The sequence below is a fragment of the Streptomyces sp. GbtcB6 genome (assembly GCF_019091475.1).
GTDB lineage: Bacteria > Actinomycetota > Actinomycetes > Streptomycetales > Streptomycetaceae > Streptomyces > Streptomyces hyaluromycini.
In genome coordinates this window covers 31470-46269 of record NZ_JAGXJL010000021.1, presented here as the reverse complement: position 1 = coordinate 46269, position 14800 = coordinate 31470, and the positions used below count along the sequence as shown (strand labels likewise).

General features: G+C 71.7%; 14 protein-coding genes and 1 riboswitch. Of the genes, 10 read left to right on the top strand and 4 right to left on the bottom strand.

From position 1 onward, the window contains the following. Positions 1–16 precede the first annotated feature (16 nt). Genes dxs through KVT45_RS31000 form a run of 4 tightly spaced genes read left to right on the top strand, consistent with a single transcriptional unit; the run spans position 17 to position 4228 of the window. The gene (dxs, locus tag KVT45_RS31015) at positions 17–2032 is read left to right on the top strand and encodes a 1-deoxy-D-xylulose-5-phosphate synthase (protein ID WP_217552449.1); all 2016 of its coding nucleotides are present in this window, start codon (positions 17–19) and stop codon (positions 2030–2032) included. Continuing rightward, positions 2029–3414, top strand: coding sequence for an aspartate aminotransferase family protein (locus KVT45_RS31010; RefSeq protein ID WP_217552448.1), 1386 nt, complete (start codon positions 2029–2031; stop codon positions 3412–3414). Before dxs ends, KVT45_RS31010 begins: the two co-directional genes overlap by 4 nt. A gap of 59 nt (positions 3415–3473) precedes the next feature. Beyond that, a complete protein-coding gene (locus tag KVT45_RS31005; RefSeq protein ID WP_217552447.1) occupies positions 3474–4109 on the top strand; it encodes a helix-turn-helix domain-containing protein in 636 nt (211 codons plus the stop codon). Next, positions 4106–4228 carry a DUF6126 family protein gene (locus KVT45_RS31000; protein WP_089107238.1) on the top strand — a complete coding sequence of 41 codons (123 nt, stop codon included), beginning with the start codon at positions 4106–4108 and terminating at the stop codon, positions 4226–4228. The genes KVT45_RS31005 and KVT45_RS31000 overlap by 4 nt, the downstream gene beginning before the upstream one ends. A 3-nt stretch (positions 4229–4231) precedes the next feature. Here the strand turns inward: KVT45_RS31000 and KVT45_RS30995 are convergent, their stop codons facing one another. Beyond that, a complete protein-coding gene (locus KVT45_RS30995; RefSeq protein ID WP_217552446.1) occupies positions 4232–5029 on the bottom strand; it encodes a tyrosine-protein phosphatase in 798 nt (265 codons plus the stop codon). A 204-nt stretch (positions 5030–5233) separates the two neighbouring features. Between KVT45_RS30995 and KVT45_RS30990 the strand changes: the two genes are divergently transcribed. The 4 genes from KVT45_RS30990 (at position 5234) to KVT45_RS30975 (ending at position 10566) form a co-directional block, all read left to right on the top strand. Next, entirely contained in the window at positions 5234–7318 is a 2085-nt protein-coding gene (locus KVT45_RS30990; RefSeq protein ID WP_217552445.1) for an alpha-galactosidase, read from the top strand. A 307-nt stretch (positions 7319–7625) separates the two neighbouring features. Then, a riboswitch (cyclic di-AMP (ydaO/yuaA leader) is annotated at positions 7626–7786 on the top strand. Between the two features lie 4 nt (positions 7787–7790). Next, positions 7791–8714, top strand: coding sequence for a LysM peptidoglycan-binding domain-containing M23 family metallopeptidase (locus KVT45_RS30985; protein ID WP_217552444.1), 924 nt, complete (start codon positions 7791–7793; stop codon positions 8712–8714). Between the two features lie 204 nt (positions 8715–8918). Continuing rightward, positions 8919–9635 (top strand): DUF6250 domain-containing protein, encoded by a 717-nt coding sequence (locus KVT45_RS30980; RefSeq protein ID WP_217552443.1) that lies wholly within the window; start codon positions 8919–8921, stop codon positions 9633–9635. 145 nt (positions 9636–9780) lie between these two features. Then, the gene (locus tag KVT45_RS30975; protein WP_217552442.1) at positions 9781–10566 is read left to right on the top strand and encodes an SGNH/GDSL hydrolase family protein; all 786 of its coding nucleotides are present in this window, start codon (positions 9781–9783) and stop codon (positions 10564–10566) included. Between the two features lie 44 nt (positions 10567–10610). Here KVT45_RS30975 and KVT45_RS30970 read toward each other — a convergent pair whose 3' ends face one another. Both KVT45_RS30970 and KVT45_RS30965 read right to left on the bottom strand, forming a co-directional pair. Next, positions 10611–11213: a TetR/AcrR family transcriptional regulator gene (locus KVT45_RS30970; protein ID WP_217552441.1), complete on the bottom strand. Its 603-nt coding sequence runs from the start codon at positions 11211–11213 to the stop codon at positions 10611–10613. 69 nt (positions 11214–11282) lie between these two features. Beyond that, positions 11283–11804, bottom strand: coding sequence for a GNAT family N-acetyltransferase (locus KVT45_RS30965; RefSeq protein WP_217552440.1), 522 nt, complete (start codon positions 11802–11804; stop codon positions 11283–11285). Here KVT45_RS30965 and KVT45_RS30960 point away from each other — a divergent pair. Together KVT45_RS30960 and KVT45_RS30955 are read left to right on the top strand one after the other, a co-directional pair. Continuing rightward, positions 11803–12405 (top strand): helix-turn-helix domain-containing protein, encoded by a 603-nt coding sequence (locus KVT45_RS30960; RefSeq protein ID WP_217552439.1) that lies wholly within the window; start codon positions 11803–11805, stop codon positions 12403–12405. The two genes, KVT45_RS30965 and KVT45_RS30960, sit on opposite strands and share 2 nt — an antisense overlap. Then, positions 12402–13562, top strand: a complete 1161-nt coding sequence (locus KVT45_RS30955; protein ID WP_217552438.1) for an MFS transporter — start codon at positions 12402–12404, stop codon at positions 13560–13562. Before KVT45_RS30960 ends, KVT45_RS30955 begins: the two co-directional genes overlap by 4 nt. A 12-nt stretch (positions 13563–13574) precedes the next feature. Here KVT45_RS30955 and KVT45_RS30950 read toward each other — a convergent pair whose 3' ends face one another. After that, positions 13575–14753 carry a glutamate dehydrogenase gene (locus KVT45_RS30950; protein ID WP_217552437.1) on the bottom strand — a complete coding sequence of 393 codons (1179 nt, stop codon included), beginning with the start codon at positions 14751–14753 and terminating at the stop codon, positions 13575–13577. Between the last annotated feature and the right edge of the window lie 47 nt (positions 14754–14800).

The window sequence follows — 14800 nt, the reverse complement described above, 5'->3', positions numbered from 1 at the left end:
CGAAGGGGGCCCGAGCGTGACGATTCTGGAGAAGATCCGGGGACCACGCGACCTGAAGGCGCTGTCCGAGGCGGAACTCGGTGAACTGTCCGAAGAAATACGCGAGTTCCTGGTGCACGCGGTCGCCAGGACCGGCGGCCACCTCGGGCCCAACCTGGGCGTCGTGGAGCTGACCGTCGCACTGCACCGGGTCTTCGAGTCCCCGGTCGACCGCATCCTCTGGGACACCGGTCACCAGAGTTACGTCCACAAGCTGCTGACCGGCCGTCAGGACTTCTCCAAGCTGCGGGGCAAGGGCGGCCTGTCCGGATACCCCTCGCGCGAGGAGTCCGAGCACGACGTCATCGAGAACAGCCACGCCTCCACCGCGCTCGGCTGGGCCGACGGCCTCGCCAAGGCCCGCCAGGTGCAGGGGGAGAAGGGCCATGTCGTCGCGGTCATCGGCGACGGCGCGCTGACCGGCGGGATGGCCTGGGAGGCGCTCAACAACATCGCGGCGGCGAAGGACCGCCCGCTGATCATCGTCGTCAACGACAACGAGCGGTCGTACGCCCCCACCATCGGCGGACTCGCCAACCACCTCGCCACCCTGCGCACCACCGACGGCTACGAGAAGGTGCTGGCCTGGGGCAAGGACGTCCTCCTGCGTACCCCGGTCGTCGGCAACACCATCTACGAGTCCCTGCACGGCGCGAAGAAGGGCTTCAAGGACGCCTTCGCCCCGCAGGGCATGTTCGAGGACCTGGGCCTCAAATACGTCGGCCCGATCGACGGCCACGACATCAAGGCCGTCGAGTCGGCGCTGCGGCGCGCGAAACGTTTCCACGGGCCGGTGCTGGTGCACTGCCTCACGGAGAAGGGCCGCGGCTATGAACCCGCCCTCGCCCACGAGGAGGACCACTTCCACACCGTCGGCGTGATGGACCCGCTCACCTGCGAGCCGCTCGCGCCGTCCAACGGCCCCTCCTGGACCTCGGTGTTCGGCGACGAGATCGTCCGGATCGGCGAGGAACGGGACGACGTCGTGGCGATCACCGCGGCCATGCTGCACCCGGTCGGCCTCGGCAAGTTCGCCGAGCGCTTCCCGGACCGCGTGTGGGACGTGGGCATCGCCGAGCAGCACGCGGCGGTCTCGGCTGCCGGCCTCGCGACCGGCGGACTGCACCCGGTCGTCGCCGTCTACGCCACGTTCCTGAACCGTGCCTTCGACCAGCTGCTGATGGACGTGGCGCTGCACCGCTGCGGGGTGACGTTCGTCCTGGACCGGGCAGGTGTGACGGGAGTCGACGGCGCGTCGCACAACGGCATGTGGGACATGTCGATCCTCCAGGTCGTCCCCGGCCTGCGGATCGCCGCCCCGCGCGACGCCGAACAGCTGCGCCTCCAGCTGCGCGAGGCGGTCGCCGTGGACGACGCGCCCACCCTGGTGCGGTTCCCCAAGGAGTCGGTGGGCCCGGAGATCCCGGCGGTCGACCGCGTCGGCGGGATCGACGTCCTGCACCGTGGGGAGGATCCGCGGGTGCTGCTGGTCGCGGTCGGTGTGATGGCGCCGGTGTGCCTCCAGGCCGCGGAGCTGCTGGCCGCGCGGGGGATCAGCTGCACGGTCGTGGACCCGCGTTGGGTCAAGCCCGTGGATCCGGCGCTGCCGGGCCTCGCGGCGCAGCACCAGCTGGTGGCCGTCGTCGAGGACAACAGCCGGGCGGCCGGGGTGGGCTCGGCGGTGGCGCTCGCGCTCGGCGACGCCGAAGTGGACGTGCCGGTGCGGCGGTTCGGGATTCCGGAGCAGTTCCTGGCGCATGCGAAGCGGGGGGAGGTGCTGGCCGACATCGGGCTGACGCCGGTGGAGATCGCGGGGCGGATCGGGTCCAGTCTCGCGGGACGGGGTGCCGCGGGGGGTCGTGTGGCGGGTGCGGCGGCGTCCGGGCTGGTCGCGCCCCGCGGCGGCAGCCGCAAATCGATGCGTCCCGCGCCCCTACGGGGCGCCTCAGCCGAGGGCGCTGTCATCGATGGCGCTTACGAGGAGAAAGAATGAGCAAGGAGTTCGACCTCGGTGCGCTGCTCGCCGAGCGCGGTGGTGAGCGGTACGAGCTGCACGGGAAGTACCTGAACCATCAGCTCCCGCGCATGCTGCACACCATCGGCTTCGACAAGGTCTATGAGCGGGCCGAGGGTGCCCACTTCTGGGACGCGGACGGCAACGACTACCTGGACATGCTCGCCGGGTTCGGGGTGATGGGCCTGGGGCGCCACCACCCCGTCGTCCGCAAGGCCCTGCACGACGTCCTGGACGCCCAGCTGGCCGACCTCACCCGCTTCGACTGCCAGCCGCTGCCCGGGCTGCTCGCCGAGCGGCTCCTCGCGCACAGTCCGCACCTGGACCGGGTGTTCTTCGGCAACAGCGGCACGGAGTCGGTGGAAACGGCCCTGAAGTTCGCCCGCTTCGCCACCGGCAGACCCCGTGTCCTCTACTGCGACCACGCCTTCCACGGCCTGACCACCGGCGCGCTGTCGGTCAACGGCGAGGACGGCTTCCGGGACGGCTTCGCCCCGCTGCTGCCCGACACCGCCGTCCCTCTCGGTGACCTCGACGCGCTCGCCCGCGAACTGAAGAAGGGCGATGTCGCCGCCCTGATCGTCGAGCCGATCCAGGGCAAGGGTGTGCACGAGGCCCCGCCCGGCTATCTGCGCGCCGCCCAGGAGCTGCTGCACCGGCACAAGGCGCTGCTCATCGCCGACGAGGTGCAGACCGGCCTCGGCCGCACCGGCGACTTCTACGCCTACCAGCACGAGGAGGGCGTGGAACCGGACCTGGTGTGCGTGGCGAAGGCGCTGTCCGGCGGATACGTCCCGGTCGGCGCGACCCTCGGCAAGGACTGGATCTTCAAGAAGGTCTACTCGTCCATGGACCGCGTCCTGGTCCATTCGGCGAGCTTCGGCGCCAACGCCCAGGCCATGGCGGCCGGGCTCGCCGTCCTCTCGGTCATGGAGAACGACCAGATCGTCGCCAATTCCCGGGCCGTGGGGGAGCAGCTCAAGTCCCGGCTCGCCGCGCTGACCGACAAGTACGAGCTGCTCGCCGACGTGCGCGGCCGGGGCCTGATGATCGGCATCGAGTTCGGCCGGCCCAGCTCGCTGAAGCTACGCAGCCGCTGGACCATGCTCCAGGCCGCCCGCAAGGGCCTGTTCGCCCAGATGGTCGTCGTACCGCTGCTGCAACGGCACCGGATCCTCACCCAGGTCTCCGGCGACCACCTGGAGGTGATCAAGCTCATCCCGCCGCTGATCGTCGACGAGACGGACGTGGACCGCTTCGTGGACGCCTTCACGGACGTCATGGACGACGCCCACAGCGGCGGCGGCCTGATGTGGGACTTCGGCAAGACGCTCATCAAGCAGGCGGTGGCCAACCGTTAGCCTTTTGTCTCTGAGGCAAGAAAATTGCCGTAGGGGCAAAGCTCCGGCTGAATGGAGGCATGAGCTCCTCCGAGAAAGAGCACGAGAAAGAGCATACGGGCGGGCCGGTGGGCGACCTGCCCGCCGTCGCCCCGCAGCTGCGCTCCCTGCGCCGCCGTGCCGGTCTCACTCTGGAGGCCGCGGCCCGGGACGCGGGGCTGTCGCCCGCCCATCTCTCCCGGCTGGAGACCGGGCAGCGGCAGCCCTCGCTGCCGATGCTGCTCGCGCTCGCGCGTGTCTACGGTACGACGGTCTCGGAGCTGCTGGGCGAGACCGTCGCCGACCGGGACGCGATCGTGCGCGCCGGCGACATGGAACCGACCCGCGCCGGCGGCTGGACGTACTGGCAGGCCGGGGCGTCCGGCCGCGGGATGCAGGCGCTGCGCGTCCGGGTGCCGTACGGCTCCCAGGGCGACATCGTGCGGGTGCATCCCGGCGAGGAGTGGCTGTACGTCCTGCGCGGCCGGCTCCGGCTGCGTCTGGGTGACACCACCCATGTGCTCGCGCCCGGCGACAGCGCGCACTTCGACTCGCTGACCCCGCACCGGCTGGCCGCCGAGGACCAGGACGGGGTCGAGCTCCTGTTCGTCCACACCCTGCTGCAGAGTCCCACGGCCGCGCTGTGCCTGGGCCCGATCACCGGAGAGCTGCCATGACCGACATGGAGGAGAAGTTCCCCCGGGCCCTGTGGGTCCGGCTGATCATCTACATCGCCCTCGGGCACGTCCTGGCCGCGTTCCTCTTCCTGCTGTTCTCCCTCGGCGCGAAGAGCTGAGCCTCAGTCGAGCAGCCGCTCGCGCAGCCGCTCCCGGGTCTCCGGGGCCACCTTCAGACCCTGCTCCAGGTACGTGTCGACGTCGCCCCACGTCTCCTCGATGCTCTCGAAGGCCGCCGTCAGGTACTCCGCGCGGGCGTCGAAGAGCGGGCTCAGCAGGTCCATCACCTCGGGGCTGTACGCGCTGTCCCCGCCGCCGCTGCGCCGCACCTTGTAGCGGCGGTGCTTGGCGTTGGACTCCAGGTAGTCGGCGAGGATCGCGTCCCGCTCCACGCCCACCGCGAGCAGCGTCACGGCTATGGAGATGCCCGCCCGGTCCTTGCCGGCCGCGCAGTGCATCAGCGCCGGGACGCTGTCCTCGGCGATCGAGTGCAGCACGTGGGAGTGCTCGTCGGTGCGCTCCTTGACGATCGTGCGGTAGGAGCTGACCATCCGGGCCGCGGCCTTGCCGTCCCCCAGGAGCCCGCGCAGCTGCTCGATGTCACCCTCGCGGACCATCTTCCAGAACTCGGCGCCGTGCGCCGGGTCGGTCAGCGGCAGGTTCACGTTCCGCGTGCCGGGCAGCTCGACGTCCGGGCCCTCCAGCTTCTGGTCGGCCGCGTTGCGGAAGTCGAAGACGGTGTGCAGGCCGAGCGAGGCGAGGAACTCCGTGTCCTGCTCCGTGGCGTGCGCCAGATGCCCGCTGCGGAACAGCACGCCCGGCCGCACCCGCCGCCCGTCCACGGTCGGCAGGCCGCCCACGTCACGGAAGTTGCGCACCCCGGCCAGCTCGGGCTCGGTGGACGGGACCTGCTGCGTCACGGGGGGCTCCTCCCGGTCGGCCCCGTCGGCGCTGCTCGTCGACGGGCACTGGATCGACCATACGACATCGGTTTCCACGGGCAATGAGTTGTCCACAGGCATCGCCTGCAGGCCCGTTGCCCTTGCTTCCGGAGCCCGCAGACCTTGATGATGTTGGTGCTTGAGCGGATCTGTTGGCAGCTGTGTGAGGTTTGAGGTTTCTCGATGGTGGACATCGCCGAAAACGGTCGTACCTGGCTCCTGTCGGGCCCCGGCAGCAGCTACGCGCTGCATCTCACGGAGGCCGACGAACTGCTCCACCTGCACTGGGGCGCCAGAATCCAGCTCGCCGACGCCGAGGAGCTCAGCACCCGGGCGCTGCCCGGCTACTGGGCCTTCGAGTCGCCGCTCGACGGCCGGGAGGAGTACCCCGTCGAGGGCGGGCCGCGGTTCGTCCGCCCCTCCCTGTCCGTGCGCACCGAGGAGCGGCGCGGCACCGAGTGGGCCTTCGAGGCCTACGAGACGGAGGCCGGCGCGGACGGCGACGAGCTGCGGCTGCGCTTCCGGGACGACGGGATCCTCATCACCCTGCACTACCGGATGCGCGACGACGTCGTGGAGCGCTGGGTGACCGTCGGCAACGAGGGGCACGCGCGCGTGGAGCTGCTGCGCGCCGACCCCGCCGCCTGGACGCTCCCCGACCGCGAGGGCTGGCGGCTCTCCCAGCTGCACGGGCGCTGGGCCGCCGAGTCCCGCCTCACCAGCGCCCCGCTCACCTACGGCGAGAAGGTCATCGGCAGCCGCCGCGGCCACACCAGCCACCAGCACCTGCCCTGGGTCGCCCTCGACACCGACGCCACCGAGGAGCGCGGCGAGGTCTGGGGCTGTGCGCTCGGCTGGTCCGGCTCCTGGCGGATCGCCGTCGCCCAACTCCCGGACGCGCGCGTGCAGATCACCGGCGGCGCCGGTTACGACGACTCGGGCCTGCTGATGCTGGCCGAGGGGGAGTCGTACACCAGCCCGGTCTTCGCGGGCCTGTGGACCGACGGCGGCTTCGGCGGGGCGAGCCGTGCCTGGCACGCCTACCAGCGGGCGTACATCATCCCGGACGCCGACCGGGACCGGCCCGTGCTGTTCAACTCCTGGGAGGCCACCACCTTCGACATCTCCGAGGAGCAGCAGGCCACCCTCGCCCGGCGGGCCGCCGCGATCGGCGTGGAGCTGTTCGTGGTCGACGACGGCTGGTTCGGCGCCCGCACCAGCGACCGCGCCGGCCTCGGCGACTGGACGCCCAACCCGGACCGCTTCCCCAAGGGCCTCAAGCCCCTCGCCGACTACGTGCACGCCCTCGGCATGCAGTTCGGCATCTGGGTCGAGCCCGAGATGGTGAACGCGGACAGCGACCTGTACCGCGCCCACCCCGACTGGGTGCAGTACCAGCAGGGGCGAAAGCGGACGGAACTGCGCAATCAGCTCGTCCTCAACCTGGCCCGCGAGGACGTCCAGGAGTACCTCTGGGGGCAGCTCGACACCCTGCTGTCCAGCGCCCCGATCGACTACGTCAAGTGGGACTTCAACCGCTGCTTCACCGATGCGGGCTGGCCCGGCGAGCCCTACCCGCAGCGCCTGTGGGTCGACCACGTCCGCGGGCTGTACGCCCTCCTCGACCGGCTCCGCGCGGCCCACCCGGGCGTCGCCATCGAGTCCTGCTCCGGCGGTGGCGGGCGGATCGACCTCGGCATCATGAGCCGCACCGACGAGGTGTGGACCTCCGACAACACCGACCCGCTGGACCGGCTCGCCATCCAGCACGGCTTCAGCCAGATCCATCCCGCCCGGGTGATGTCCGCCTGGGTCACCGACAGCCCGAACCACCAGCTCAACGGCCGGGTCAGCAGTCTGCGTTTCCGTTTCGTCAGCTCGATGGCCGGGGCGCTCGGTGTCGGCGGCGACCTCTCGCAGTGGACCGAGGAGGAGCTCGCCGAGGCCGGCCGTTGGGTGGAGCTCTACAAGGAGATCCGGCCCCTGGTGCAGCGCGGCGACCAGTTCCGGCTGCGGCCGCCGACCGGCGGGCTCAGCGCGGTGCAGTACACGCTCGGCGACGAGACCGTCGTCCTCGCCTGGCTGCAGGCCCAGAGCTACGGCGAGCCGGCGCCGGCGGTGCGGCTGCAGGGTCTCGACCCCACGGCGTCTTACGAATGCCGCGAAACGGGCGAAGTGTATCGGGGTGCCGTCCTGTTGCACCACGGACTGCACACCGGACTGAAGGGTGACCTGGATGCGTCGGTCATCCGGCTCCGTCGGATCTGATGCATCTGCCCGAATTAGCACCTTCATTACAACTCGCTCTGGAATAAGGGGACGTGGCGTGACGTGCGTGAGGAGCGTCATATTCGTGACCGTCCGTCGCGCGTCATGTTCACGTAATTCCGGTGCTTTGCAAGAAGGTTGGAAAACCGAATAGGCCGGAATTTACGGACGGTGACCGGGATTTCCGGTAACGGATCAAGTGAAACTCGGACAGGCGGAACCGGCCGCTTGTCCGCGTGCGTCTCACTCGCTTACGTTCGCCACACTTCCGGACGGAACGCCGAATCCTGCCGCCGCCCGGAGTCCCCACACACACTCACCCGTGCCCGGCAGGAGCGGGGGACCCACCAGGTAAGACCGCCTGTTCCGGTTCCCGGGACGGCTAGGGGTGTAGTCGCGCGACGGTGCGTGGCCGGGCAGCTCCAGCCCGAACCCGACAGCTCACCTCGCAGGCGTCGGAGAGGAATGCGCCATGCCCGCGAAGGGTAAGCACCGCCGCCCCAAGTCCCAGCGTTTCACCCGCTCGATGGCCGTCGCCGGAACCGGTGGCGCCGCGCTGGCTCTGCCGCTCATGGGGGCCACCGGCGCCCACGCTGCCACCTCGCAGTCCGTTTCCGAAAAGGCCACGCAGTCGCTTCCGAAGGTCGAGAAGACCGCGGTGAACAAGGCGGCCGCGAGGAATTCCGCCACGCATTCCGCGCACCGCGTCTACACCGTGGTGCCCGGCGACTATCTCTCGAAGATCGCCCGCGAGCACAGCGTCCGCGGCGGCTGGCACCGGCTCTACGCCGACAACCGGGAGGCCGTCGGCGACAACCCCTCGCTGATCCACCCCGGCCTCAGGCTCACGCTCGGCGGCCGTCACGCCGCGACGACGGACGGCGCGGACTCCGGCTCCCGTTCCGGGACGCCGTCGAACCCGCAGTCGTCCACCTCGTCCCCGGCCGCTTCCTCGGACGGTTCGGCCGGCTCGGCGGCGACCGCGTCCGGCTTCACCCTTCCGGTCACCGGTGCCACCGTCGGCACCGGCTACCACGTCGCCGGCGGTATGTGGTCCAGCGGCTACCACACGGGCGTCGACTTCGTCGTCCCGACCGGCACCCCGGTCAAGGCCGTCGGCGCGGGCACGGTCGTCACGGCAGGCTGGGGCGGCGCCTACGGCAACCAGGTCGTCATCCGGCTCGCCGACGGCTACTACGCGCAGTACGGCCACCTCTCCGCCCTCTCCGTCTCGGTCGGCCAGACCGTGACCGCGGGCCAGCAGATCGGCCTCTCCGGCGCCACCGGCAACGTCACCGGCCCGCACCTCCACTTCGAGATCCGGACCACCCCCGACTACGGCTCGGACGTGGACCCGGTCGCCTACCTCCGCTCGAAGGGCCTCGCCGTCGGCTGACCCGGCGCCCGCACTGGTCTGACACGCACTCAGAAGGCCGGACCCCCGATCCCCGGGTCCGGCCTTCCGTGTTTCCTTCTCGTGGCGGGGGTGCTCAGGGCATCGACACGGGCGGCGGACGGCGGCACAGTGAACCCCCGTTGATGCAAGCGCTTTCTGTCAGCGATTCCCGCCACTGCCGCCCCGCCGGAAGGAAACCGCCGCATGACGACCACCCGCCGAGCCTTCGGAGCCCTGGCCGCCGGAGCCGCCCTCACGGCCCTGGCCTCCGCCGCGCCCGCGACCGCCGTACCCCGGCAGCGCCGGCTGCTCGCCCGCGACGACTTCCGCCACGGCCTCGGTCAGTGGTTCGTGGAACTGGAGCAGGGCGGCACGGTCACCGCGGCGGACGGGACCCTGGACGTCGACGTGCCCGCCGGTGCGACCGTATGGTTCCGACGGCGGCTCGACGGGCCGTACGTCCTGGAGTACACCGCCACACCGGTGTCGGCGGGCGGTGCCAACGACCGTGTCTCGGACCTCAACAACTTCTGGAACGCCACCGACGTCCGCTCCCCGGACGACCTGTTCGCCACCCCGCGCGGCGGCGCGCTCGCCGAGTACGACTACCTCACGACGTACTACGCGGGCTACGGCGCGAACTACAACACGACGACCAGGCTGCGCCGTTACGTCGGAGAGCCCGGCGTGCGCCCGTTGATCTACGACTACACCGAGCCGCTGCTCGTCGCGAACCGGCCCAATCGCGTCCGGATCGTCTCCGACGGTCCGACCGTGCGATGGTGGAACAACGGCCGGCTGGTGTTCGACTACACCGACCCGGAGCCTTATGCGAGCGGGCACTTCGCGTTCCGGACCACCTGGAGCCACATCCGGGTCAGCGACTTCAGCGTCTGGCGATCGACACGTAAACGCCGCTGATCAGAGCCTTATTCCAGGCTTGGCAAAGTATTTAAAAGTGTCTTATCTCACCGAGCGTCAACCCTTAATTACGGTCGCGTAGGTCACAGTCGAAGGTGAATCATGGTCCGATGTGGGAGACGATTCGAAGAGTGACAATGCATCAGTGATCGGGTCGTACGCGGCGGTGGGGGACAGCTTCACCGAGGGCGTCGGCGACCCCGGCCCCGACGGGGCGTTCGTCGGCTGGGCCGACCGGTTCGCGGTACTGCTGTCGGACCGACGGCCCGAGGGCGACTTCGAGTACACCAACCTCGCCGTGCGCGGGAAACTGCTCGACCAGATCGTGGCGGACCAGGTGCCGCAGGCCCTGGCACTCGCCCCGGATCTGGTCTCCTTCTGCGCGGGCGGCAACGACATCATCCGCCCCGGCACCGACCCCGACGAGGTGGCCGAGCGGTTCGAGCGGGCCGTGGCCCAGCTGACCGAGGCCATCGGCACGGTGCTGGTGACCACCGGGTTCGACACCAGGGGCGTACCCGTCCTCAAGCATCTGCGCGGCAAGATCGCCACATACAACGGGCACGTCCGGGCCATCGCCGACCGGTACGGCTGCCCGGTCCTGGACCTGTGGTCCCTGAAGACCGTGCAGGACCGCCGGGCCTGGGACGGCGACCGTCTGCACCTCTCGCCCGAGGGCCACACGCGCGTGGCGCTGCGCGCCGGCCAGATGCTCGGCGTCGAGGTACCGGCCGACCCGGACCAGCCGTGGCCGCCGCTGCCGCCCCGCGGCACCCTGGAGGTCCGCCGCGACGACGTGCACTGGGCCCGTGAGTACCTGGTGCCCTGGATCGGGCGCCGACTGCGCGGCGAGTCGTCCGGCGACCACGTGACGGCCAAGGGGGCGCTCTCCCCGGACGACATCAAGATGCGGATCGCCTCGGTGGCTTGAGGCGGTGCCGACAGGTAAGGGGTGGCCCCATTGCGGGCCGCCCCTTACTTCTCCTCCGGCAGCCCCAGTTCGCGCGCCAGGGCCTCGTCCACCCACTCCTGCGCCCGGGAACGGGGCACGGCACCCGGGTACGAGGTCAGCTGGACGGCGAGCCCGTCGAGCAGGGCGGTCAGCCGCAGCGCCGCCGCCGCGGGGTCGGGGCACCGGAACTCGCCCGCGGCCACCCCTTCGGCGATGACCTCGGCGATCGCTGCCTTCCACTGCCGGTCCAGGCCCTTGGTGACGTCCCGCAGCGCGGGTTCCCGCAACGCCACCGCCCAGCCCTCGATCCACAGCCGCCAGCCCTTGGCCTGCCCCGTCGGCGCATACCAGCGCACCGCCGCCCGCAACCGGCGCAGCGCCGACGTCCGGCGGCCCAGGAGCTTGCGCAGATGCGTCAGGTCGTCCTCGGCGGCGTAGGTGAAGGCGGCGGCGACCAGCTTCTCCTTCGTCGAGAAGTGGTACAGCACCAGCGCGTTGCTCACGCCGAGGGCCGAGGCGACGTCGGCGATCCGCACCGCCGCCACGCCCCGCACCTCGATCTGCTGGATGGCGGCCCGCAGCAGTTCCTCCCGCCGCTCGGCCACACTCAACCGCACTCTCGCCACGCGGCCACCCTAATCGGTTGTCACACCGCCCGCGTCGGCGTCCCGGGGCGGGCGGCAGCCGCGTGACCGTCACAGCGGCAGCCGCATGATCGTCAGGTCCAGCCAGCGGCCGAACTTGGTGCCCACCTCCCGGACCGTCCCGACGTGCTCGAAGCCGAACCGGTCGTGCAGCCGGATAGACGCGGTGTTCCCGGCCTCGATGCCGGCGATCATCACATGGTGGCCGGCCTCGCGGGCCGCGGCGACGAGGGGGCCCAGCAGCGCGGAGCCGATGCCGAGCCCGTGCCTGCCCTCGCGGACGTAGACGGAGTTCTCCACCGTGTGCCGGTAGCCGTCCAGCGCGCGCCACGGGCCGTAGACCGCGAATCCGGCCACCTCGCCCGGCGCTTCGGCGACTTCGGCCACGAGCGCCGATCCGCGCTCCAGGTGCGTGGCGAACCAGGCCGCTCCCTGGGCGGGGGTCTGCGGGGTCTCGGTCCACAGGGCCGTCGAGTGCTCGATCGCGTGATTGCGGATCGCGCGGACGGCCTCCCCGTCACCGGGCCGGGCCGGGCGTACCGTCACCGCGCCTCTCTCGTATATTGGATTCATGTCCAATATAGTAGAACCACCGGCGGATCCCCTGGTACGGCAGATCGCCGCCCGTGTCCGCACCGAACGGGAGCGCCGCCGCTGGACCCTGGCGCAGCTCGCGGACGCCTCCGGGGTCTCCCCGGCGATGATCAGCAGGATCGAGCGCGGGGAGAGCAGCCCCACCGCGGTCGTGCTCGGCAAGCTGTCCGCCGCCTTCCAGCTCAGCGTCGCCTCACTGCTGACCCTCGCCGAGGGCGCGCAGGAGCCCGTGGCCGACACCCCGGGGGTGCGGCGTGTCACCGACGCCGACGAGTGGCGCGACCCCGGCACCGGCTACCGGCGCCGCCAGATCACCGGCCCGCGCTTCCCGGCGGAGATCGCCGAGATCCGGCTGCCCGCCGGCGCCCGCGTCCCGTATCCGGCGGCGGCCTTCGCCTTCGTGCGGCAGCTCGTCTGGGTCCTGGACGGCCGGCTGACCTTCCACGACGGCGCCACGGTCCACGAACTCGACGCCGGTGACACCATCGAACTCGGCGCACCCGCCGAGCGCGTCTTCGCCAACACCACCGGCGCCGAGTGCCGCTACGCCGTCGTCCTCACCCGCGACGCGCGGCCATGAGCTGGCCGCTGCCCCGCGGCGGCACGTTCCTGCTGGCCGCCATAGCCGGGACGGCGATCGCGAACAACTACGCCGTGCAGCCCGCGCTCACCGCGGTCGCCGCCGACCTCGACGTGCCGCTCTCCGTGATCGGCCTGGTGCCCACCGCCGCGCTCGCCGGCTGCATGACCGGCTTCGCCCTGCTGCTGCCGCTCACCGACCACCTCGCCCCCAACCGCCTGGTCACCGCGCAGCTCACCGCCCTGGCCGCGGCCCTCGCGCTAGCCGCGACCGCGCACGACGCGTCCGTGCTCCTGGCCGCCTATCTGCTCGTCGGCGCCACCGCGAGCGTGGCCGCCCAGGCCGGTAACATCGCCGGCCGCCATGCCCGGCCGGGCCGCGGCGGAACCGGCGTCGCCCTCGTGGCCGCCGGCATGTCGGCCGGCATCCTGCTCAGCCGGCTGGCGGGCGGCGCCCTCACCGACGCCCTCGGCTGGCGGCGGATGCTCCTCGTCTTCGCCGCCCTCGCCCTGCTCGGCGCGCTCGCCGCGGCCACGCTCCTGCCCCGGCACCGGCCGCACACCGACCGCGGCTACCGCGCCACCCTGACGGCCCTCGCCCCGCTGCTCCTGCACCAGCCGCGGCTGCGCCGCGCGGTGACCACCGGAGCGCTCTGGTACTTCGCCTTCAACCTCGTCTGGATCGCCCTCACCCTGGACCTGGCCCAGCCGCCGCACTCCCTCGGCCCGACCGCCATCGGCCTGTACAGCCTGGCCGGGCTCCTCGGCTTCGCCGCGCTCCCGCTCACCGGCCGCCTCACCGACCGGTACGGCCCGCGCACGGTGATCGGCGTCTCCATGGCCGCCGCCGCGACCGGTACCGCCCTGCTGGCCACGGGCCTGGACACCCCGTGGCGCACCGCCCTCGGCCTGGCCCTCTTCGACGCCGGCTGCTTCGCCGCCCAGGCCGCCAACCAGAGCCGCGTCATCGCCCTCGACCCCGCCCGCTCCGGCAGCCTCAGCAGCGTCTACCTCGTGGCGTACTTCACGGTCGGCGCCGTCGGCACGGCCGTCGCCGCGCCCCTGCTCGACGCCGTCGGCTGGCAGGGCACCGCGCTCACGGCCCTCCTGGCCCTGTTCCTGGCCCTGCTCCTCACTCTGAGGGCCGGGCGCCGCTGAGCACGCGTCGCGTCACCGATACCAGCCGTACCGCTCCGCGATCACCGGCAGCCGGTCGGTCACCAGGGCATGGGCGGCGGCCCGCGGGGTCGTACCGTCGGACTCCGCGCGGTCCAGCATCAGCTCCACCAGCGCCCGCATCGAGCGGCGGGTGTGGGCGAACGCCTCGTCGGCGTCGGGCCCGATGTCGCCGAACAGGGTCCACCACCACCAGGCGTTGGTGCCCGAGTTCACCACCACGTCCGGCAGCACGGTCACCCCGCGCGCGGTGAGCCGTTCCTCCGCCTCGGGCAGCACGGGCATGTTGGCCGCCTCCACGATCCAGCGGGCGGTGACCAGGTGTTCGTTGCCGGTGTCGATCGCGTACGACACCGCCGCCGGCACCAGCACCTCCGCGTCGGCGGAGAGCCAGGCGTCACCCGGCAGTTCCACGTCACCGGGGCGTAGCACCGCGCGGTCGACGGTGCCGTACGCGTCCCGCGCGCGCAGCAGCGCCTCGACGTCCAGACCCGCCGGGTTGGCGACCGTGCCCTTGATGTCGGCGACCGCCACCACGGTGAGCCCCGCGCGGGCGAGGAACCGCGCCGTGGCCCCGCCCATCGTGCCGAGGCCCTGCACGGCGACCCGCGTCCCCGCGTACGGCACCCCGGCCCGGTCCAGGGCCGTCAGCGCCGACTCGGCGACCCCGCAGCCACCGGCCAGCTCGTCGAGACCGATCCCGTCCACCTCGACGGTGAAGGCGTCCGCCAGCCGCCGCCGGGCCGCCGCCTCGTCGGCCAGCAGCGGATACACGGCCTGCACCGAGGAGACCAGCCCCGCCTCGGCCGCCGCCCGGTCGACCAGGTCCTGGGTGAGCCCCAGGTCCTCGCCGGTGGTCCAGGAACTCTCCACGTACGGCCGCATGGCGCGCAGATAGCGGACCAGCAGGGCGTACGCCCCGGGGTCCTGCGGATCACAGTCGATGCCGCCCTTGGCGCCGCCCAGCGGGATGTAGCGGCCCTCGGGGTTGTAGTGCAGGGCCTCCTTCATCGTCATGCCGCGCGCGAGCCCGGTGACCTCCTCCAGGGTGCAGCCCGGCCGCATCCGCAGACCACCACTGGCCACGCCCCGCACCAGCCGGTCGACGACCAGGAAGCCCTGGCGGCCGGTGACGTGGTCGGTCCAGACCAGAGACATCAGGGGAGCGGTCACGGGGGCTCCTCGGGAGCGGTGTGAAGAAACGGTGCTACTGAACAGTG